Genomic DNA, 18,829 nt, shown 5'->3' with positions numbered 1-18,829 from the left:
GGGTCCGCTTCGTGCTGCATGGGAAGTCAGCCTAACCTGCTCCCATCGTCGGAAACCACGATCTTCCCCTGGCCGCGCCCGAAAAGCTGTGGCACGCCAATCCCAAACCGCCGGGAAACGCGCCATGACCAAGTGGGACAAGTCCAAGCTGCCGAGCCGCCACACCACCGTGGGGCCGGAGCGTGCGCCGCATCGCAGCTACTACTACGCCATGGGCCTGACCCAGGCGGAGATCGACCAGCCCTTCGTCGGCGTCGCCACCTGCTGGAACGAGGCCGCGCCCTGCAATATCGCGCTGTCCCGCCAGGCGCAGTCCGTGAAGGTGGGCGTGAAGGAGGCCGGCGCGACGCCGCGCGAATTCACCACCATCACGGTGACGGATGGCATCGCCATGGGCCACCAGTCCATGAAGTCGTCCCTGGCATCGCGCGACGTCATCGCCGATTCCATCGAGCTGACCATGCGCGGCCATTGCTATGATGCGCTGGTGGGCGTGGCGGGCTGCGACAAGTCGCTGCCGGGCGTGATGATGGCGATGGTGCGGCTGAACGTGCCCTCCGTCTTCATGTATGGCGGCTCGATCCGCCCCGGCCGCTTCAAGGGCCGCGACGTCACGGTGGTGGATGTCTTCGAGGCGGTCGGCCAGCACGCCGCCGGCAATATGTCGGATGCCGACCTGCTGGAGCTGGAACAGCATGCCTGCCCGGGCGCCGGCGCCTGCGGCGGCCAGTTCACCGCCAATACCATGGCCTGCATTTCCGAAGTCATCGGCCTCGCCCTGCCGGGCTCCGCCGGCGCGCCCGCGCCGGATGAATCGCGCGACTTCTACGCCGTGCAGTCCGGCCGCGCCGTGGTGGAGCTCATCCGGAAAAACCTGCGGCCGCGGGACATCGTGACGCGGGATGCGCTGTTCAACGCGGCCGCCATCGTCGGCGCCACCGGCGGGTCCACCAATGCGGCGCTGCACCTGCCGGCCATCGCGCATGAATGCGGCATCAGGTTCGACCTGCATGACGTGGCGGAGATCATGCGCGCCACGCCGCATATCGCGGACCTGAAGCCCGGCGGCCGCTATGTGGCGCAGGACGTGTTCAACATCGGCGGCGTGCCGGTGATCATCAAGGCGCTGCTGGAGGGCGGCTACCTCCGCGGCGATGCCATGACCGTCAGCGGCAGGACGCTGGCCGAGAACCATGCCGAGGTGATCGTCCCCAAGGACCAGGACGTGGTCCGCCCGACCAGCGACCCGATCTCGCCCATCGGCGGCGTGGTCTCCCTCAAGGGCTCGCTCGCCCCGGAAGGCGCCATCGTGAAGATCGCCGGCATGAAGAACCTCCGCTTCGAGGGCACGGCGCTCTGCTTCGATTGCGAGGAGGATGCCTTCAAGGCGGTGGAGATGCGCGCCTACAAGCCGGGCGATGTCATCATCATTCGCTACGAGGGCCCGAAGGGCGGCCCCGGGATGCGGGAGATGCTGTCGACCACCAGCGCCATCTACGGCCAGGGCATGGGCGACAAGGTGGCCCTGATCACCGATGGCCGCTTCTCCGGCGCCACGCGCGGCTTCTGCATCGGCCATGTGGGGCCGGAGGCGGCGGTGGGCGGGCCCATCGCGCTGCTGAAGAATGGCGACCCGATCGTCATCGATGCCGAGGCCGGCACCATCGACGTGATGCTGCCCGAGGCCGAGCTGGCCGCCCGCCGCGCCGCCTGGACCCCGCGCAAGACGCTCTATACCTCCGGCGCGCTGTGGAAATACGCCCAGACGGTGGGCCCGGCGGCGCAGGGCGCGGTGACGCATCCGGGCGCGGCGGAGGAGGGCCACATCTACGCCGACCAGTAGCGATTCAAGGCGCCGCCGCCGCAATCGGCCTTGGCGGCGCCGCGATCGCGCCCGAACCGGGACATGGCCGGCGGGTTAACTCCCCATCAAGCGGCAGGGCCTCCAGACGAAACCGGCCCGCCGCAGGGGAGACCCCGCCATGCGCCGCCTCCGTGCCCTGTTCCTGCTGCTGCCGGTGCTGCTGTTTGCGCCCGGCTGCGTGGTTGCCGCCGATGTCACGCCGGTGGGCGGCTATGGTTATGGCTACGGCTATGCCCAGCCCTATTACGCGCCGCCGCCGCCGCGCTACTACGCGCCGCGCCCGGTCTACCGCCCCTACTACCCGCCGCCGCGCTACTACGCGCCCCCGCGCCATCATGGCCACTGGGACCGCGGGCGGCATCATGGGCATCACCGCGGCCATCACTGGCGGTGAGGTTCTGCGAGACGCATTGTCCGAGTCGCCAGTCGGGGCCGCCTGGCTTGAAGATGCTCAGCCCATCAGGTCGATGACGAGCGGCGTATGGTCCGAGGGCTGTTCCTCCGCCCTCGGATCCACATCCACGATGCAGGCTTCCAGCCGCTCCGCCAGCTCCGCGCTCAGCAGCGCATGGTCGATGCGCAGCCCGGCATTGCGCTCGAAGGCGGAGCCATAGTCCCAGTAGGTGTAGATCCGCTCCGGCGCCGGGTGCAGCGCGCGCAGCGCATCGGTCAGGCCGAGATGCTCCAATGCCCGCCATTCGGCCCGGGTCTCCGGCCGCACCAGCGCATCGGTCGGCGGCAGGGCGCCCGGCGCCAGGTCGTGCTCGGTCGGGCAGACATTGAAGTCGCCCAGGATGGCGAAGGGGGTGAAGGCATCCAGCCGCGCCTGGGCCTGGCGCCGCAGCCGCTCCATCCAGGCGAGCTTGTACAGGTAGCCCTCGTCGCCGCCGGAATTGCCATTCGGCAGGTAGATGCCCGCCACCTGCATCCCCGCGGCCGAGACCTCGATATAGCGGGCCTGGCTATCGGCATCGTCGCCGGGCAGGCGTTCGGCCACCACCTCGAAGGGAATGCGGGAGATCACGGCCACGCCGTTGCGCCCGCCCGTCTGCCCCACCGCATGCACGCGGTAGCCGGCGGAGGTGAAGTCCAGCGCCGGGAATTCCTCCGTCCTGCACTTCAGCTCCTGCAGGAACAGCAGGTCCGGCTGCTGCCGCGCCAGGAAGCGCAGGATATGCGGCGCCCGCTTGCGGACGGAGTTCACGTTGAAGCTGGCGAGGCGGGTCATGCGGCGGAGACTGCCCGCGCCCGCGCCCTTTGGCTACCCGACCGAGAAGCTGGTGCCGCAGCCGCAGGCGCTGACCGCCTGGGGGTTCTTGACCGCGAAATGGGCCCCGATCAGCGCCTCCGTCCAATCCAGCTCGGCGCCGGCCAGCAGCTCCAGGCTCACGGGATCGACGAAGACGCGGCCGGGGCCTTCCGCCACCACCAGGTCGTCCTCGGCCGGGGCCTCCTCCAGGTCGAAGCGGTACTGGAAGCCGGAACAGCCGCCGGCATCCACCGCGAGCCGCAGGCCGGCGCCGGGCTTGCCCTGGCGGGCCGCGATCTCCGCCACCTGGGCGGCCGCACGGGGGGTGACGCGGAAGGGTGCGGTCATGGTTTCCATAGCGGCAAGATAGGATGGAAGCGGCCCCGCTTCCAGGCTTCGCTGGGCGGGCAGACGGGCGCGCCCTGGGGCGCGACACTTCCAGCCGGGGCAGGCGGGTGCTAGGCCGGGGACAATGGATCCGAAGCGCCTCCCGGATGGGCTGGCCCCCTGGGCCGTTCGCACCGAAACCTCCCGCGGGCGGCTGCATGCCGAGCCCGGCGGCGGCGCGCGCTCGCCCTACCAGCGGGACCGCGACCGCATCATCCACGCCACCGCCTTCCGGCGCCTGCAATACAAGACCCAGGTCTTCGTCTATCACGAAGGCGACCACTTCCGGACCCGGCTGACGCATAGCCTGGAGGTGGCGCAGATCGCGCGCTCCATCGCCCGCGAACTTGCGCTGGAGGAAGACCTGGCGGAGGCGCTGGCCCTGGCCCACGACCTCGGCCACCCGCCCTTCGGCCATGGCGGGGAGGATGCGCTGGATGCGATGATGAAGCCCTATGGCGGCTTCGACCACAACGCGCAGTCGCTGAAGGCCGTGACCCGGCTTGAGACGCGCTATGCCGGCTTCGACGGGCTGAACCTGACCTGGGAGACGCTGGAGGGCCTGGCCAAGCACAATGGCCCGCTGCGCCGGCCCAGCCCCTATATCGTCGAATACGACCGGCTGCACCCGCTGGAACTCACCACCCATTCCAGCGCGGAGGCGCAGGTGGCGGCGCTGGCGGATGACATCGCCTACAACAATCACGACCTGGACGACGGCATCCGCGCCGGCCTCTTCACGCTGGAGGAGGCGGCAACCCTGCCTCTGGTGCGGGAGGCGCATGCCGAGGCGCTGAAGGCCAACCCGAACCTGCCGCGGGACCGCGCGGTGGCGGAGGTGGTGCGCCGGGTGATCAATGCCATGGTGAACGACACGGTGGCCGAGACCCGCCGCCGCATCGCCGCTTTGGCGCCGGCCAGCGCGGCGGATATCCGCGCCCATGACCGGCCGGTGGTCGCCTTCTCGGACGGGATGATGGAGGCGAACAACGCGCTGCGCGCCTTCCTCTTCCAGCGCATGTACCGCCACTGGCGCGTCAACCGCACCACCCAGAAGTGCAAGCGGGCGCTGCAATTGCTCTTCACCCTGCTGCATGGCGAGCCGCGCCAGCTGCCGCCCTGGTGGCAGGAGAAGGCCGGGGAAGCCGGCAGCACCGCGGCCGCCCAGGCGGTCTGCGACTACCTGGCCGGCATGACCGACCGTTTCGCGCTGGAGGAGCATCGGCGCCTGACCGATCCCTCCATCCCGGGCTAGAAGGCTGTCGAGATTCGCTGACCAAACCCTCTCCCACCCGAAGGGGGGAGAGGGTTTGGATGAGGGGGGCGTGAAGCCATCAGGCCGCTTCGGATGCTTGCGCGTCCCCCTCAGCCAACCCTCTCCCCCATAAGCAGGGGGAATGGGCTTCCCACAGAATTCCAGACCACCCCCACCGTTTCGGATTCGCCTGCATGATCCCGACCGCCGACCTCTTTGCCACGATGCGCGCCCATGTGGTCGACGCCCTGACGCAGATCCTGCCGGAACTGCCGCCCGAGGCTTTTGCGCGCGTGCTGGTGGAGCCGCCGAAGGACGCCGCGCATGGCGACATGGCGACCAATGGCGCCATGGTGGTGGCGAAGCTCGCCAAGATGCCGCCGCCGAAGCTGGCGGCGCTGCTCTGCGAGAAGCTGCGCGCGCTGCCCGTGGTGGTCGAGGCGACGCCGGCCGGGCCGGGCTTCGTCAACCTCCGTCTGGATGAGGCTTTTGTTCGTGCTGTGGTGCCGGCGGTGCTGGCGGCAGGGCCTTCCTATGGCGACGGGCCGGCGCGGGATGGCGGGCCGGTGAATGTCGAATATGTCTCGGCCAATCCGACCGGACCGATGCATGTCGGCCATTGCCGCGGCGCCGTGGTGGGGGACGCGCTGGCGCTGCTGCTGCGCAAGGCGGGCTATGACGTCACTCGCGAGTATTATGTGAACGACGCCGGCGCGCAGGTTCTGGCGCTCGCCTATGCCACCTACTGGCGCTACCTCCAGGCCCTCGGCACGCCGCTGACCGAGGAGGACTATGCCCAATCGGTGCCGGGCGGGCTGCAATACAAGGGCGAATACCTGGTGCCGGTCGGCATCGCCCTGCGCCAGATTTTCCGCGAATCCCTGGCCGAGCCGGGCGGCATGCCGGCGCCGGCGACGCTCTGGCTGGACACGGTGCGGGACTTCACCGTGGAAGCCATGATGTCCGCGATCCGCGAGGACCTGGCAGCCCTCGGCGTGCAGCACGACGTCTTCATCAGCGAGCGCGCCATCGTGGCCGAGGGCTGGCTGGAGAAGGCGGAGGCGGCGCTCGCCGCCAAGGACCTGATCTATACCGGCGTGCTGGAGCCGCCGAAGGGCAAGACGCCGGAGGACTGGGAGCCCCGCCCGCAGGTGCTGTTCCGCGCCACGGCCTTCGGCGACGACGTCGACCGGCCGCTGCGCAAGTCCGACGGCAGCGGCACCTACTTTGCCAATGACGTGGCCAATCACCTGGCCAAGATCGAGCGCGGCTTTCCGCAGCTGGTGCAGGTCTGGGGCGCCGACCATGGTGGCTACGTCAAGCGCATGCAGGCGGCCGTCGCCGCGCTCTCGGACCGCAAGGTCAGCCTGGACGTGGTGCTGACCCAGATCGTGCATGTGATGAAGGACGGCGAGCCGGTCCGCATGTCCAAGCGCGCCGGCACCTACGTCACCCTGCGCGACCTGATCGACGAGGTCGGCAAGGACGCCGTCCGCTTCACCATGCTGACGCGCAAGGCCGATGCGCAGATGGAATTCGACCTGAACAAGGTCATCGAGCAGACGCGGGAGAACCCGGTCTTCTACGTGCAATACGCCCATGCCCGCTGCCGCTCCGTCCTGCGCTCCGCCGGCGATCCGGCCCAGGCGGAACTGGCGCAGGCGCCGCTGGACAGCCTGACCGACCCCGCCGAGCTCGCGCTGATCCGCCGCATGGCCGCCTGGCCGCGCACGGTGGAGGCCGCTGCTGCGGCGCGAGAGCCGCATCGAATCGCGTTCTTTCTCCAAGACTTGGCCAGCGACTTTCATGTATTGTGGAACAGGGGGCGCGATGATGCGACGTTGCGCTTCATCCGGGCGGAGGAGCCGGAGGCCACGCGGGCGCGCCTCGCGCTCGTGGCGGCCACCACGGTGGTCCTGCGCTCTGGCCTCGCGGTGATGGGGGTCGAACCCGTCGAGGAGATGCGATGAGCGATATGATGGTGCCATCCTATCGCGTGCAGCGGGAACCCTCCGGGGTTCCGTGGCGCATGCTGGCGGTGGCAGGCGGCATGCTGGCGGTGGTCGCGGTGGGGGCAGGGGCCTATTGGGCCTTCACGGGTTCGGGCGGCGGCGGCGTGCCGGTGGTGGAGGCCGATCCGCGGCCCTTCAAGGTGCGGCCCGAGGATCCCGGCGGGCTGCGCGTGCCGAACCAGAATGCCTTGGTCCTGGAACGCCCCGGCAACCGCCAGGCGGCCCAGCAGCCCGGCCGCAATGGCAGCATGGTGCCGGAGCCGGAGGCGCCGAATCTGGACCTGCTGCGCGCCGCCGTGGCGCCGCCGCCAGTGGTCGCCCCCCGACCCCTGCCGCGCCCGGCGGAGCCCGCCGCCCCGCAGGCCGAGCCCGCCGCTGCCCGCACCGGCGCGCCAGCCCCGGCACCTGCGGCCCCCGCCACCCCCACGCCTGCCGCCGCACCGGCCGTGCCGCGCGTGGTTGCCGGTGGCCGGGTGATGGTGCAGCTCGCCGCCGTGGCGAGCGAGGAGGCGGCGCGATCGGAATTCGAACGCATCTCCCGCCGCGCGCCGGAGCTTTTCGAGGGCCGCAGCCCGGTGGTCCAGCGGCTGGAGCGGGAGGGGCAATCACCGCTCTTCCGCCTGCGCACCGCCGGCTTCGCGGACCAGGACGGCGCCCGCCAATTCTGCGAGGCGCTGCGCGCCCGCAGCCTCGCCTGCATCCCCGTTCGCTGAGCATTCGATGACTCCCAAGGCCGCCATCATCGGCATCGCCGGCACGACCCTGTCGGCGGAGGAGGCGGCGCTGTTCCGTCGCCACCGCCCGGCCGGCGCCATCCTGTTCCGGCGCAATGTCGAGAACCCTGCCCAGGTGGCGGCGCTGACCGCCGCGCTGCGGGAGGAGCTGGGGGAGGCGGCGCCGATCCTGGTGGACCAGGAAGGCGGCCGCGTCGCCCGGCTGCGCCCGCCGCATTGGCCGGACTACCCGGCCGCCGCGCGCTTCGAGGGCGCGCCCGCCATGGCGGCGGAGGCCAATGCCACGCGGCTCGGCCTGGATTGCGCCGCACTCGGCCTGGACGTGGTCTGCGCCCCGGTGCTGGACCTGCGGCTGCCCGGCGCGCATGGCGTGATCGGCGATCGTGCCTTCTCCGAGGACCCGGCGGAGGTGGCGCGGCTCGGCGCCGCCTGGGTGCGCGGGCTGCAGCAGGCGGGCTGCATCCCCGTCATCAAGCATATCCCCGGCCATGGCCGTGCGGAGGTCGACAGCCACGAATCGCTGCCCCGCGTCACCGCGGACCGCGCCACGCTCGCCGCCGATTTCGCGCCCTTCCGGGCGCTGTCCGCGGCCGATGGCGGGGCGGGGCTTTGGGCGATGACGGCGCATATCCTCTACACCGCGCTGGATGCCGCCCTGCCGGCCACCCTCTCGCCCGGGCTGATCCGCGACGTGATTCGCGGCGAGATTGGCTTCGATGGGGTTCTGGTCTCGGACGATCTCGCCATGGGTGCCATGGCGGGGCTTTCCAACGACCTGGCCGGCGCCACCATGGCGGCGGGCTGCGACCTGGCGCTGCATTGCACCGGCGTGCTGGCCGAGACGGCGGCGCTGCTCGCCTCCTGCCCGCCCTTGGCCGAATCCGGCGCCCGGCGCATGCAGGCGGCGCGGGACGCCATGCTGGCCGCCCGCCGCGCCATCGACCCCGGGCTGCTGGCGCAGATCCGCGACGGCCTGCTGGCGCCCCGGCCTGCCTTCGCGTGATCGCCGAGATCGCGGCCGTCGCCCTGGCGGCCATCCTCGCCATCACCCTGCATGAGGCGGCGCATGGCTTTGCGGCCCGCGCGCTGGGCGATGACACGGCCTGGCTGCTCGGCCGGGTCAGCCTGAACCCGCTGCGCCATGTGGACCCGGTCGGCACCATCCTGCTGCCGGGCCTGCTGCTGGCCACGCAACTGCTGACCATCGGGCGGGTGGAGGCGATGTTCGGCTGGGCCAAGCCGGTGCCGGTCGATATCTGGCGGCTGCGCGACCCGCGCTGGGGCATGGTGCTGGTGGCCGCCGCGGGACCGGCCATCAACTTCGCCCTGGCCTTCGGCTTCGGCCTTCTGGCGCATCTGGCCACGGCGGCCGGCGGGGTGCTGCCGGAAGACCTGCTGGACTGGGTGCTGCGCTTCTTCGCGCTGTCGATGCTCTACAATGTCATTCTCGCCTGCTTCAACCTGCTGCCGATCCCGCCCCTGGATGGCGGGCGCATCCTGGTGGGCATCCTGCCGGCCCCGGCCGCGCGGGCCGTGGCCAGGCTGGAGCGGTTCGGGCTTTTCATTGTCATCGGGCTGGTGTTCCTGGTGCCCTATCTGGTGCCCGGATTCGACCCTTTGCGGATGCTCCTGCAATCCGTGGCACTGCCGGTGCTGGAGGCGATCTTCGCCTTGACCGGCCATGGAGGGGCGAGATGACCGACCCGGTGCTGCATCTCAGGCTCGATGGCTATGAAGGCCCGCTGGACCTGCTGCTGGACCTGGCGCGGGCCCAGAAGCTGGACCTGGCCGGCATTTCCATCGTCGCGCTGGTCGACCAGTACCTGGCGGTGATCGAGCGCGCGCGCGGCATGCGGCTGGAACTGCAGGCCGAATGGCTGGTGATGGCCGCTTGGCTCGCCTGGCTGAAATCCCGCCTGCTGCTGCCGAAGGAGGAAGCCGGGCCGGAGGAGGATCCGGAGGCTTTGGCCAGCCGCCTGACCGATCGGCTGGCGGAGCTGGAGGCGATGCGCGCCGGCGCCGCCTGGCTCGGCCAGCGCCCGCAGCTCGGCCGCGATGTCTTCGGGCGCGGCGCGCCGGAGAACCTGACCGTCGAGGACCGCTCCGGCCTGCGCGCCGATCTCGCCGCCCTCTGCCAGGCCTATGTCGCCGGCCGTCGTCGCGCGCTGGCGCTGCGCCCCTATCGGCCCAAACCCCGGAAACTCTGGAGCGTGCAGGAGGCGCTGGGCCGCCTGGCGCAGATGCTGGGCGACATGCCCAGCTGGGCCGTGCTGCAGCGCTTCCTGCCGGAGGGGGCGGAGCTGGATACGGTGGAACGCCGCGCCGCGCTGGCCAGCACGCTGATCGCCAGCCTGGAGATGGCGCGCGGCGGCGGGCTCGACCTGCGCCAGGACCGCGCCTTCGGGCCGATCCTGCTGCGCAAGGCGGAAGCGGCCGGGAAGGCGGAAGATGTCCGAGCCGCCTGAGGACCTGCCCGAGGCAGCACACGAGGCAGCGCCCGAGGCTGCGCCCGAGCCGCCCGTCGTCAGCGCCGCCGCGCTGCGGCTGGCGGAGGCGCTGCTCTTCGCCTCCGACCGTCCCGTGACGCCCGCCCGCCTGCAGGCGCTGCTGGGCGAGGGGGAGGAGGCCGCGGCCGTGCTCGCCGCGCTGGGCCAGGCGCTGGAGGGCCGCGGCGTGATGCTGGCCGAAAGCGCCGGCGGCTTCGTGCTGCGCACCGCCCCCGATCTCGCCGCCGCCCTGACCCGGGTGGTGGAGGTGCCGCGCCGGCTGCCGCGCGCGGCGATGGAGGCGCTGGCCGTGATCGCCTGGCACCAGCCGGTGACGCGGGCCGAGATCGAGGAGATCCGCGGCGCCAGCATGGCCCAGTCCACCCTCGAATCCCTGCTGGAACACGGGCTGGTGGCGCCGCGCGGGCATAAGGAGGTGCCGGGCCGCCCGACCCTCTGGGGCACCACCTCCCGCTTCCTGGAGCAGTTCGGCCTGAAGTCGCTCCGCGACCTGCCGCGGCGGGAGGAGCTCGTGAGCGGCGAGACGGCGCCGCTGCTCGACGGGCTGCGGGTGCTGACGCCGGAGGCGGAGGCCGCGCCGCCCGCCGGGGACGAGACGCCGCCTTGAGCATCCGCTTCGAAGGCGTCTCCCACCACTACCCCGAACGCGGGATGGTGCTGCGGGACCTGGACCTGGAGGTGGGTCCGGGCGAGATCCTCTGCCTGCTCGGCCCCTCCGGCTGCGGCAAGACCACGCTGCTGCGCCTGGCCTCGGGGCTGGAGCCCTTGCAGCAGGGCCGCATCACCCTGGACGGCCAGCTGATCGCCGAGCCGGGGCGGGAGACGCCGCCCGAGGCCCGCGGCGTCGGCTTCGTCTTCCAGGACTATGCGCTGTTTCCCCATCTGACGGTGGAGGAGAACGTCGCCTTCGGCCTGCGCGCCGTGCCGCGCGGCCAGCGCAAGTGGCGCATCATGGATGCGCTGGCGCGGGTGGGCCTCGAGGCTTTCGCCACCGCCTGGCCGCATATGCTCTCGGGCGGGCAGCAGCAGCGCGTGGCACTCGCCCGCGCGCTGGCACCAAGGCCGGCCGTGTTGCTGCTGGATGAAGCTTTCGCCAGCCTCGATGCCCGGCTGCGGGAACAGGTGCGCGACGACACGCTGCATGTGCTGCAGGAAGCCGGCATCGCCACCCTGATCGTGACGCATGACGCGGAGGAGGCGATGTTCATGGCCGACCGCATCGCGCTGATGAATGCCGGGCGGATCGAGCAGCTCGGCCCGCCCTCCGCCCTCTACCTGGCGCCGATGACCCGCTTCGTGGCGACCTTCCTCGGCGAGGTGAACCGGCTGCCCGGCGTCATGCGGGACGGGCTGGCCGAAACCCCGATCGGCGCGGCCAGGCCGCGCGAGCCCGCCCCGGCGGCGGAGGGCGGCGCTGTGGAGGTGCTGCTGCGGCCGGAGGGGCTGCGCGTGCTGCCGGCGGAGTCCAACAGCGGCACGAGCGCGGAGGTGGAGGCCTGCCGCCTGCTGGGCGCCACCACGCTGGTGCATCTGGCGGTGGCGGACGGGCAGGGCGGGCTGCTGCATCTGCATGCGCGCCTGCCGCCCGGGGCCTGGCTGAGCCGCGGCGACCGCGTTGCGGTGGCGATGGACACCGAACGGGCCTTCGTATTCCCGCCCGAGGCTCCCTAGATAGGTGCGAGCCGTCGGCCGCTTGGATTGGCGGGGGGCGGCGATCCTGCTAACGGATGGGCCCCGCTGGGTCGGGGATGAGGATTCATGCTGGGTCTCGATTGGACCGAACTGGCGCTGATTGCCGTGGTCGCTGTGGTCGTCATCGGCCCCAAGGACCTGCCCGATGCCGTGCGCAGCATCGCCAAGGGCATCCAGAAGCTGCGTCGCATGGCCGGGGAATTCCAGGGCCAGGTGGATGAGGTGGTGCGCGAGGCGAAGCTCGAGGACGTCCGCAACCAGATCAACGAGATCCGCAGCTTTAACGTGCGCGATATCGTCGAGAAGGAAATCGACAAGGACGGCTCGATCCGGAAAACCTTCACCGAGGACCCGATCGGCAATCCGTTGCGCGATGCCTTCGCGCCGGATGCCCCGGCGCATGGCGCGACGGTGACCCCGCCGCCGGTGCAGCCGGAAGCGCCGATTGCCGGGGCCGGGCCAGCCGTGCCACCCGCGCCGACCCTGGTGCCGCCCGCCTTCATCCCGCCGGGCGCCACGCCGCCGCCCGCGCCCCTGGCGGCCAGCCAGCCCGCCCCGCCTCCTGCGCCGCCGGCCTTCGTGCCGCCCAGCGGCACCTCCGCCTCCTGACATACGGATCCCCCCACCGTGCCGCGTGATCCGAACGACGAAATCAACGACAAGCCGATGCCGTTGATCGAGCATCTGATGGAGCTGCGCACGCGGCTTCTCTGGTCTGTCGGCGCCTTCATCATCGCCTTCGCGGTCTGCTACTATTTCTCCCGGCAGATCTACGGCTTCCTGGCCGCGCCGCTGGCGGACATCCTGCAGGCGCAGGGCATGGGCGAGCGGCGGATGATCTTCACCGCGCTCTACGAGGCCTTCTTCACCTACCTGAAGGTCGCCTTCTTCGGCGCCACCTTCTTCAGCTTCCCGATGTGGGCGACGCAGCTCTGGCTGTTCATCGCCCCCGGCCTCTACAAGAGCGAGAAGAACGCGATCACGCCCTTCCTGGTGGTCTCGCCCTTCCTCTTCGTCCTGGGCGCGGCGCTGGCCTATTACTTCATCTTCCCCCTGGCCTGGAGCTTCTTCATCAGCTTCGAGACGCCGGCCGAGGCGGGTACGGTGCCGATCCAGCTGGAGGCGAAGGTCAGCGAATATCTCTCGCTGGTCATGCACATGATCCTGGCCTTCGGCATCGCCTTCCAGCTGCCGGTGCTGCTGACCCTGCTGGCCCGCGTCGGCATCGTCTCGGTGGAGGGGCTGCGCAAGGGCCGGCGCTACGCCATCGTCGGCATGTTCGTGGTGGCCGCCGTCATCACGCCGCCGGATATCATCAGCCAGATCGGCCTCGCCGTGCCGCTGATCCTGCTCTACGAGATCTCGATCCTCGCCGCGGTCTGGATGGGGCGGAAGAAGAAGGCGGCGGAGGAGGCGTGAGAGGGACGGGCTCGATTGACGGGCCCGCTGCTCTGGCCTAGCCGCTGAGCGCCACACCACGCGCTCAGGTCCCCATGCACGACATCAAGGCGGTTCGCGCCAATCCCGAAGCCTTCGACGCGGCGCTCGCCCGGCGGTCCCTGCCGCCGGCGGCGGCCGAGGCGCTGCGCCTCGACGACCTGCGGATCGAGGCGGTGCGCCTGGTGCAGGCCGCGCAGACCACGCGCAACGAACTGTCCCGCCAGATCGGCGCCGCCATGAAGGCGGGCGATACGGCGCTGGCGGAGCGGCTGAAGGCCGAGGTGAAGGCCGCCATGGATGCCGCCGCCGCCGCGACGCCCGAGGCGCATGAGGCGGCGCGGGACGCGCTGCTGGCAGCCCTGCCCAACCTGCTGGCGGGCGACGTGCCGGATGGCGCGGATGAGAGCGCCAATGTCGTGCTCCAGACCCATGGCAGCCCGCGCAACTATCCCTTCACGCCGCGCCAGCACTTCGAGCTGGGCGAGGCCTTCGGCATGGACTTCTCCACCGCCACGAAACTGGCCGGCGCGCGCTTCACCGTGCTGCGCGGGAAGCTGGCGCGGCTGGAACGCGCACTGGGCCAGTGGATGCTGAACCTGCATGTGGACGCGCATGGCTATACCGAGGCCAGCGTGCCGCTGCTGGTGAACGACGCCACCATGTACGGCACCGGCCAACTGCCGAAGTTCAAGGAGGACCTCTTCGCCACCACGGATGGCCGCTGGCTGATCCCGACGGCGGAGGTGCCGCTGACCAACTTCGTCCGTGGCGAAATTCTTGCGGAATCGGCGCTGCCGATGCGGCTGGCCGCGCTGTCGCCCTGCTTCCGCTCGGAAGCCGGCTCCGCCGGCCGGGACACGCGCGGCATGCTGCGCCAGCACCAGTTCCCCAAGGTGGAGCTGGTCTCCATCACCCTGCCGGAGCAGTCGGAAGCCGAGCATGAGCGGATGACGGCCTGCGCGGAGCGGGTGCTGACCGAGCTCGGCCTGGTCTGGCGGCGCATCGTGCTGGCTTCCGGCGATACCGGCTTCGGCGCCGCCAAGACCTATGACCTGGAGGTCTGGCTGCCCGGCCAGCAGGCCTGGCGGGAGATTTCCTCCTGCTCCAACTGCCGGGATTTCCAGGCGCGCCGCATGGATGCGCGCTACCGCCCCGCGGCGGGCAAGGGCACGGAATTCCTGCATACGCTGAACGGCAGCGGCGTGGCCGTGGGCCGCGCGCTGATCGCGGTGCTGGAGACGCACCAGGAGGAGGATGGCAGCGTCACCATCCCCGAGGTGCTGCGCCCCTATCTGGGCGGGATGGAGCGGCTCAGCCCCGGCTGAGCCAGCACGGGGCGCCCTTCGCGGGGCGCCCGGAAGCTGTCAGTCGCCCGCGACCGCGCCCTGCTCCGGGCGAACGATGGTGGCCTCGCTCATCCAGATCAGCACGAAGCCAACGAACATCACCATCATGGAGGCCCAGGCCTCGTGATGCGTCAGGATGGCGAGCACGCCCAGCGCGAGGCCCGCGATGATGGACAGCTTCGGATTGCGCGAGACCAGGCTGCAGAAGGCGTAGAGCGGCGAGAGCAGGGTGGAGAACAAGGCAGGGCTCCTCGGGAAAGCCGCAGGCGGCTCTCCGCCGGGATGGCGGCCTCGCTGTGGCGCGCGGAGCTTCGGGGCAGGCGACCCGCCCCCGCAAGAAGGATGCGCGTTTGCGTCCGCGAATTCACATCCGCGTCACCGGGCGCCGCGTTTTTGCAATCTTGGGACCTCAGCCGGGGGTCCGCACCCCCAGACGCCCGGCCATGTCCTGCACGAACTGCCAGGCGACGCGGCCCGATCGGGCGCCGCGAGTCACGCTCCATTCCACCGCCGCGCGGCGCAGTTCCTCGGTCGTGGCGGGCAGGCCGAAGCTGGCGGCATAGCCCTCGACCATGGCGAAGAAGGTGTCCTGGTCGCAATTGTGGAAGCCGATCCAGAGGCCGAAGCGGTCGGAAAGCGAGACCTTCTCCTCGATCGCCTCGGAAGGGTTGATGGCGGTGCTGCGCTCGTTCTCGATCATGTCGCGCGGCATCAGGTGGCGGCGGTTGGAGGTGGCGTAGAACAGCACATTGGCCGGGCGCCCCTCGATGCCGCCGTCCAGCACGGATTTCAGCGCCTTGTAGTCCGCATCCTCCCGCTCGAAGGAGAGGTCGTCGCAGAAGACCAGGCAGCGGCGGTCACTTGCGCGCAGCACGTTCAGCAGATCGGGCAGGGTGCGGATATCCTCCCGCTGGATCTCGATCAGGGCGAGGGCGCCGGGCGCCTCGGCATTGGCCGCGGCGTGCGCCGCCTTCACCAGGCTCGACTTGCCCATGCCGCGGGCGCCCCAGAGCATGGCGTTGTTGGCGGGCAGGCCGCGGGCGAAGCGCAGCGTGTTTTCCAGGATCAGCGCCTTCTGGCGCTCCACGCCCTGCAGCAGCGTGATCTCCACGGCCGAGACCTTCGGCACGGGGTCAAGCCGCGCGGGCGGGCCGGGGTGCCAGACGAAGGCATCCGCCGCGCCGAGGTCGGGCCTGGCCAGGGCCGGCGGGGCCAGGCGCTCCAGCGCCTCGGCGATGCGGGCCAAGATGGGATGAAGGGATGTCGGCAGCAGGGCGTGGGGGTCGGACAAGGTGGCGGCACCCGCATCATGTATTGACGGAAAGGTCGCGGAAGCTAGGTTGCGCGCCGGTGCCCCGCAAGCCTGGGGCCACGACCCACCTGGAAAGCCGGACCCCGACACATGTTCATCTCCCCTGCCTATGCCCAGGATGCCGCCGGTGGCACCGGTGCCGTCGTCATGCAGCTGCTGCCGCTGATCTTGATCTTCGCCGTCTTCTATTTCCTGCTGATCCGCCCGCAGCAGAAGAAGATGAAGGAGCACCGCGCGATGCTCGGCGGGCTGAAGCGCAACGACAAGATCATCACCGGCGGCGGCCTGGTCGGCACCGTGACCAAGGTGCGCGACGACAGCGACGAGGTGGAGGTGGAGCTTTCGCCGAATGTCCGCGTGACGGTCGTGCGCGGCACCATCGCCAGCGTGGTGAAGCCGCCGGCGCCGGCGAATGATGTGAAGAGCTGAACTAGGCCGCATCCGTGCCGAGGCCCTCTCCCCCAACGGGGGGAAAGGGCTTCAGCAGAGACCAGCACCGACATGAAAAAGGCGCCGGGGGTTGCCCCCGGCGCCTTCGTCGTCTCCGCAGGGCGCAAGGATCAAGCCGACTGGCCGGTGGTCAGGCCGCCCTTGTCCAGCAGGCCGCCCACGACTTCCCAATCGACCAGCTTGTTCAGGAAGTTGTCGAGGTAGTTCGGGCGGACATTGCGGAAGTCCAGGTAATAGGCGTGCTCCCAGACATCGCAGCCGAGGATCGGCTGGCCTTCGCCGGTCGAGATCGGGTTGGCGCCGTTCGGGGTCTTGGTGACCTTCAGCTTGCCGTCGCTGCCGATGATCAGCCAGGCCCAGCCGCTGCCGAACTGCGTCACGCCGGCCTGCTTGAAGGCCTCCTTGAAGGCGGCCAGGCCGCCCAGGTCGCTGTCGATCTTCGCCGCCAGCTTGCCCGGAAGCTTGTCGCCACCGCCATTCGGCGACATCACCTGCCAGAACAGCGCATGGTTCCAATGCTGGCCGGCCTGGTTCAGCACGGGAAGGCCATCGGCGCCGGCCTTGCCGGCCTCGGCCACGATGGTCTCCAGCGACTTGCCGGCCAGGCCCTTGGACTCGATCAGCCCGTTCAGCGCCGTGACATAGGCGTTGTGGTGCTTGCCGTGGTGCAGCTCCAGCGTCTCCTGGCACATGCCCTGGGCGGCGAGGGCGGAGGTCGAATAGGGCAGGGGCGGCAGGGTAAAGGGCATGGATCTCTCCCGTTTGGGGGCTTTGGCCGGCTTGCGGGCCCAACTTGCGAGGATGGTCCCCGCGACCGGTGAAAGACCTAGGCGTGGCCTCGGGAAGCGTCAACCGCACTTGCGGGCCGCGCCGCGGACCGTCATCAGGCGGCATGGCCAGCCCCCCGCTTTCCCCGCTCGGCGCCTTCGCGCGGCAGCATGACCCGGACCGATTCCTGGCCGCGCTCTTCGCGCCCGCGGCACGGCGGGAGGCCCTTTTTGCGCTGATCGCCTTCAACCACGAGCTGGCCCGGGCGCGGGAGGTGACGAGCACCCCGATCGCCACGCTGATCCGCCTGCAATGGTGGCGCGACGCGGTGGCGGAGGCCGCGGAGGGCCGCCCCGCGCGCCGGCACGAGGTGGCCGGCCCGCTGCACCAGGCCATCGCCGAAGGCGCGCTGGAGGCCTCGGCGCTTGCCGCCCTGATCGATGCGCGGGAGGCGGAGGCGGAGCCCGAGGGCATCCCGACGCGCGAGGCCTTCGGCGCCTATCTCCGCGCCGGGCCGGGCGGCTTCGCGGTGGCGGCGGGGCGTCTGCTGGGCGTGGCGGATGCGGCGCTGCCGGCCTTGCAGCGGCTGGGTGCCCTGCAGGGCCTGGCCGGCGTGCTGCGCAGCGTGCCGGCGCATGCCGCCCAGGGCCGCTGCCTGCTGCCGCGCGATGCGCTGGCCGAGGCCGGGCTGGCGGCGGAGCAGGTGGTAGCCGACCCTGCGGTGGCCGAGCCGCTGCGCCGGGCCCTGGCCGAGGAGGGAGCGGCGCAACTGGCCAAGGCCCGCACGGGGTCCCTGCCGCGACAGGCCCTTCCGGCCGTGCTGCCCGCGGTGCTGGCGGCGCGCGACCTGGCCCGGCTGGCCGCCGGCCGACCGATTCCCGCCCCGCGCGGGCTGGGCGATCGGATCGCAACCATTTGGGCAGGCTTTCGCGGCAGGCTCTAGGCATGTCACGCTCCCGGAAAGACCGGGGAGGAGCATCGCCATGCCGTCACGCCGCCTGTTTCTGGGTCTGCCTGTGTTGATGACGACCGCCGCCCGCGCCCAGCCCGCCACGCCGCCCATCTTCGCCGCTGGCGCGGTGAAGCATGCGGTGGAGGAGATCCTGGGGCCGCTCGGCACCGCGGCCCCGGCGGCGGCCTTCGACACCGTGGGCGCGTTGCGCGACCGCATCCTGGGGGGCGAGCGGCCGCAGGTCACCCTGCTGAGCGCGGAGGCCATCGCGGCGCTGTCCGCCCGCGGACTGGTGCCGGCGGATGGGGTGGCGGAGATCGGCCGCACCGGGGTCGCGCTCGGCGCGCCGGCGGGCCGCCCGGTGCCGGATATCGCAACCCCCGAGGCTTTCCGGAGCGCATTGCTGGCCGCCGAGACCATCGCCTATGCCGACCCGGCTCGTGGGGCCACGGCGGGGCGGCATGTGGCGGCGGTGATCGAGCGCCTCGGCCTGACCGAGGCGCTGCGCCCAAAGCTGCGGCTGGTGTCCTTCGGGGTGGAGGGGGTGACCATGGCCAGCCGCGGCGAGGTGTCGCTCGCCTTCAGCCAGGCCACCGAGATCATCGACCGGCCCGGGGTGCAGCTGGTGGGGCTGCTGCCGGATGCGCTGCAGCTCTGGACCGTCTATCGCGCCGCCGTGGTGCAGGACGGCCCGGCGGCGCGGCAGCTGCTGGCCACCTTCCAGACGGAGGCCGCCCGGGCGGCCTTTGCCCGGATCGGCTTCCGGCCGGGCTGAGCTAGAGCGTTTTCACATCAGGCGTGGATATCCTGAGTTGGCGAGGTAGTTGGCGCACTCGGCTGCGGGGAAGCGGCCGAGGCACT

Annotated in this window: 21 protein-coding genes; 16 read left to right on the top strand and 5 right to left on the bottom strand. The window is 71.1% G+C overall.

What is annotated here, in order from left to right; genetic code table 11:
• Positions 1-124 precede the first annotated feature (124 nt).
• Positions 125-1,843, top strand: a complete 1,719-nt coding sequence (ilvD, locus tag ACTIF1_RS18175) for a dihydroxy-acid dehydratase (RefSeq protein WP_439597868.1) — start codon at positions 125-127, stop codon at positions 1,841-1,843.
• 139 nt (positions 1,844-1,982) lie between these two features.
• Positions 1,983-2,258 (top strand): hypothetical protein, encoded by a 276-nt coding sequence (locus ACTIF1_RS18170; protein WP_439597867.1) that lies wholly within the window; start codon positions 1,983-1,985, stop codon positions 2,256-2,258.
• 57 nt (positions 2,259-2,315) lie between these two features.
• On the opposite strand, the gene ACTIF1_RS18165 is transcribed toward ACTIF1_RS18170, so the two are convergent.
• The gene (locus tag ACTIF1_RS18165) at positions 2,316-3,092 is read right to left on the bottom strand and encodes an exodeoxyribonuclease III (protein WP_439597866.1); all 777 of its coding nucleotides are present in this window, start codon (positions 3,090-3,092) and stop codon (positions 2,316-2,318) included.
• Between the two features lie 33 nt (positions 3,093-3,125).
• Positions 3,126-3,461 (bottom strand): HesB/IscA family protein, encoded by a 336-nt coding sequence (locus ACTIF1_RS18160; protein ID WP_439597865.1) that lies wholly within the window; start codon positions 3,459-3,461, stop codon positions 3,126-3,128.
• Between the two features lie 124 nt (positions 3,462-3,585).
• On the opposite strand from ACTIF1_RS18160, the gene ACTIF1_RS18155 reads away from it, so the two are divergent.
• From ACTIF1_RS18155 to serS, 11 genes are all read left to right on the top strand, one after another.
• A complete protein-coding gene (locus ACTIF1_RS18155) occupies positions 3,586-4,755 on the top strand; it encodes a deoxyguanosinetriphosphate triphosphohydrolase (protein ID WP_439597864.1) in 1,170 nt (389 codons plus the stop codon).
• Positions 4,756-4,949: 194 nt separating this feature from the next.
• Entirely contained in the window at positions 4,950-6,725 is a 1,776-nt protein-coding gene (argS, locus tag ACTIF1_RS18150; protein ID WP_439597863.1) for an arginine--tRNA ligase, read from the top strand.
• On the top strand, positions 6,722-7,480 hold the full coding sequence (locus tag ACTIF1_RS18145; protein WP_439597862.1) for an SPOR domain-containing protein: 759 nt from the start codon (positions 6,722-6,724) through the stop codon (positions 7,478-7,480). The genes argS and ACTIF1_RS18145 overlap by 4 nt, the downstream gene beginning before the upstream one ends.
• A 7-nt stretch (positions 7,481-7,487) precedes the next feature.
• Positions 7,488-8,504: a beta-N-acetylhexosaminidase gene (gene nagZ / locus ACTIF1_RS18140; protein ID WP_439597861.1), complete on the top strand. Its 1,017-nt coding sequence runs from the start codon at positions 7,488-7,490 to the stop codon at positions 8,502-8,504.
• Entirely contained in the window at positions 8,501-9,199 is a 699-nt protein-coding gene (locus ACTIF1_RS18135; RefSeq protein ID WP_439597860.1) for a site-2 protease family protein, read from the top strand. The genes nagZ and ACTIF1_RS18135 overlap by 4 nt, the downstream gene beginning before the upstream one ends.
• Positions 9,196-9,966, top strand: coding sequence for a segregation and condensation protein A (locus ACTIF1_RS18130; protein WP_439597859.1), 771 nt, complete (start codon positions 9,196-9,198; stop codon positions 9,964-9,966). The genes ACTIF1_RS18135 and ACTIF1_RS18130 overlap by 4 nt, the downstream gene beginning before the upstream one ends.
• Positions 9,950-10,615, top strand: coding sequence for an SMC-Scp complex subunit ScpB (scpB, locus tag ACTIF1_RS18125; protein ID WP_439597858.1), 666 nt, complete (start codon positions 9,950-9,952; stop codon positions 10,613-10,615). Before ACTIF1_RS18130 ends, scpB begins: the two co-directional genes overlap by 17 nt.
• Positions 10,612-11,679: an ABC transporter ATP-binding protein gene (locus ACTIF1_RS18120; RefSeq protein ID WP_439597857.1), complete on the top strand. Its 1,068-nt coding sequence runs from the start codon at positions 10,612-10,614 to the stop codon at positions 11,677-11,679. The genes scpB and ACTIF1_RS18120 overlap by 4 nt, the downstream gene beginning before the upstream one ends.
• Positions 11,680-11,766: 87 nt before the next feature.
• Positions 11,767-12,309 carry a Sec-independent protein translocase protein TatB gene (tatB, locus tag ACTIF1_RS18115; RefSeq protein WP_439597856.1) on the top strand — a complete coding sequence of 181 codons (543 nt, stop codon included), beginning with the start codon at positions 11,767-11,769 and terminating at the stop codon, positions 12,307-12,309.
• 57 nt (positions 12,310-12,366) lie between these two features.
• The gene (tatC, locus tag ACTIF1_RS18110) at positions 12,367-13,119 is read left to right on the top strand and encodes a twin-arginine translocase subunit TatC (protein WP_439597938.1); all 753 of its coding nucleotides are present in this window, start codon (positions 12,367-12,369) and stop codon (positions 13,117-13,119) included.
• A 74-nt stretch (positions 13,120-13,193) separates the two neighbouring features.
• On the top strand, positions 13,194-14,465 hold the full coding sequence (serS, locus tag ACTIF1_RS18105; protein WP_439597855.1) for a serine--tRNA ligase: 1,272 nt from the start codon (positions 13,194-13,196) through the stop codon (positions 14,463-14,465).
• 39 nt (positions 14,466-14,504) lie between these two features.
• Here the strand turns inward: serS and ACTIF1_RS18100 are convergent, their stop codons facing one another.
• Entirely contained in the window at positions 14,505-14,726 is a 222-nt protein-coding gene (locus tag ACTIF1_RS18100; RefSeq protein WP_439597854.1) for a hypothetical protein, read from the bottom strand.
• 169 nt (positions 14,727-14,895) lie between these two features.
• Positions 14,896-15,756 carry an ATP-binding protein gene (locus ACTIF1_RS18095; RefSeq protein ID WP_439597937.1) on the bottom strand — a complete coding sequence of 287 codons (861 nt, stop codon included), beginning with the start codon at positions 15,754-15,756 and terminating at the stop codon, positions 14,896-14,898.
• Positions 15,757-15,888: 132 nt separating this feature from the next.
• Here ACTIF1_RS18095 and yajC point away from each other — a divergent pair, with 132 nt between their 5' ends.
• On the top strand, positions 15,889-16,227 hold the full coding sequence (yajC, locus tag ACTIF1_RS18090; RefSeq protein WP_439597853.1) for a preprotein translocase subunit YajC: 339 nt from the start codon (positions 15,889-15,891) through the stop codon (positions 16,225-16,227).
• A 131-nt stretch (positions 16,228-16,358) separates the two neighbouring features.
• Here the strand turns inward: yajC and ACTIF1_RS18085 are convergent, their stop codons facing one another.
• Complete coding sequence (locus ACTIF1_RS18085) at positions 16,359-16,997, bottom strand: superoxide dismutase (RefSeq protein ID WP_439597852.1); 639 nt, start codon at positions 16,995-16,997, stop codon at positions 16,359-16,361.
• A 143-nt stretch (positions 16,998-17,140) separates the two neighbouring features.
• On the opposite strand from ACTIF1_RS18085, the gene ACTIF1_RS18080 reads away from it, so the two are divergent.
• Positions 17,141-17,959, top strand: coding sequence for a squalene/phytoene synthase family protein (locus ACTIF1_RS18080; protein WP_439597851.1), 819 nt, complete (start codon positions 17,141-17,143; stop codon positions 17,957-17,959).
• A gap of 79 nt (positions 17,960-18,038) precedes the next feature.
• The gene (locus ACTIF1_RS18075) at positions 18,039-18,743 is read left to right on the top strand and encodes a molybdate ABC transporter substrate-binding protein (protein ID WP_439597850.1); all 705 of its coding nucleotides are present in this window, start codon (positions 18,039-18,041) and stop codon (positions 18,741-18,743) included.
• Positions 18,744-18,829: the final 86 nt, after the last annotated feature.

The organism is Falsiroseomonas sp., from assembly GCF_051860665.1.
Classification (GTDB): Bacteria; Pseudomonadota; Alphaproteobacteria; order Acetobacterales; family Acetobacteraceae; genus Falsiroseomonas.
This window is presented reverse-complemented; position numbering and strand designations above follow the sequence as displayed.